This window comes from Nocardia farcinica, assembly GCF_029867845.1.
Classification (GTDB): Bacteria; Actinomycetota; Actinomycetes; order Mycobacteriales; family Mycobacteriaceae; genus Nocardia; species Nocardia farcinica_A.
Genome location: NZ_JARWRU010001253.1, coordinates 1 through 1,590, shown reverse-complemented (window position 1 = coordinate 1,590; position 1,590 = coordinate 1). Strand labels below are relative to the sequence as shown.

Below are 1,590 nucleotides of genomic sequence, written 5' to 3'. Positions count from 1 at the left end.
TTTCGCAACATCTGGGCGGGATACCGCTTTTTCTGGCTGGGCGTCGCGGCCGGGTTGTTGGTGGTGGTGCTGGTGGTGGGCTCGAGCGTGGGCATGCTGGTCGGGTTGGCGCACAAGACGATCCACGCCGAGTTCGCCCAGGCCGCGGGTATGCGGCCGGGCGCGACGGTGGACGTCTCCGGCATCGAGGTCGGCACCGTGCGCGCGGTGGAGCTGGCGGGCGACCGGGTCGTGGTGGACATGCGGGTGCGCGGGGACCTGAAGCTGGGCCCCGATGCCAGGGCCTCGATCAAGATGTCGACCATCCTCGGCAGGCTGCACATCGAGCTGTTCCCCGGCGACGGTCACGGCCTGCCCGGCGACACCATTCCGCTGGAGAACACCACCGTGCCCTACAACCTGGGCAAGGTGATCCAGGACCCGGAGTACAACTCGTCCTTCGAGCGCATCGAGCGCATCGACCCGGACAAGCTGCGCGAGGCGCTGAACGCCTTCGAACGGCAGATGGGCGACTCGCCGCAGCTGACGGTGGCCGCGCTGGACAGCATCGGCGCGCTCGCCGAGGTGATCAACGCCCGCCGCGACGAGGTGGACCAGCTGCTGAAGAGCATGGACACCGTCTCGACCCTGGTGGCCGAGAACCAGAACGCGGTGCTGTTGCTGCTGCACCGCGGCGAGGCGATCGGCAACGCCGTGGCGGTGCGCCAGCAGATGCTCGCCCAGCTGCTCGACAATGTCGCCGCCCTTTCGGCGCTGTTGCAGGAGATGGGCATCGAGAACAACGGTCAGCTCGGCCCGCTGATCCACGACCTGAACACCATGACCGAGGGTCTGCAGAAGAACAAGGAGAACCTCGACCGTCTCTACGAGACCATGCCCGTGGCCATGCGCCAGTTCAACAATGTGCTCGGCAACGGTCCCTACGGCGACGTGCTCGCGCCGTGGATCCTGCCCGACAACTGGCTGTGCGCGGTCAACGCGATTCCGGGGTGCCGATGATGACCATGAGAAAGAAATTCGGTGTCACCGCCCGGCGCGCGGGCGCCGTGGTGAAGATGGCCGCGCTGTGCCTGGCGGCGGGCGTGGCCTCGGGCTGCTCGTTGCTGCCGGACTCCATCGCGGGGCTGCCGCAGCAGTATCTCGGTGAACATCTGCGCATCAGCGCCGATTTCGAGAACGTCGCGGGCATGTACGCGGGCAACGAGGTCGCCGTGCTCGGAGTGCCGGTCGGCCGGGTCGACACGGTGACCCCGAAGGGCAGCTACGTCCAGGTCACCATGTCGATCGACAAGGACGTGAAGGTGCCCGCCGACGCGATGGCGGCGCTGATCTCCCCGCAGCTGATCACCAACCGCCACGTCGAACTGGCTCCCGCCTACACCGGCGAGGGCCCGGTTCTCCAGGACGGCGACCACATCCCGCTGGCGCGCACCCGCGTCCCGGTGGAGCTGGATCGCATCTTGGAGACTTTCGACCAGCTCGGCGCCGCGCTCGAGGGCGACAACGAGAACGGCCCGATGGCCAGCCGCGTGCTGTTCCCGCTGCTCAACGGCAACGGCGACCGGCTGCGCGAGACGCTGGACGAGCTGG

2 protein-coding genes are annotated in these 1,590 nt (G+C 67.9%); both read left to right on the top strand.

What is annotated here, in order from left to right; all coding sequences use genetic code 11:
• Positions 1–9: 9 nt before the first annotated feature.
• On the top strand, positions 10–999 hold the full coding sequence (locus QH283_RS28085) for an MCE family protein (protein ID WP_280505941.1): 990 nt from the start codon (positions 10–12) through the stop codon (positions 997–999).
• A 5-nt stretch (positions 1,000–1,004) separates the two neighbouring features.
• On the top strand, positions 1,005–1,590 hold a 586-nt coding region (locus tag QH283_RS28080), incomplete at its 3' end, for an MlaD family protein (RefSeq protein WP_280505940.1).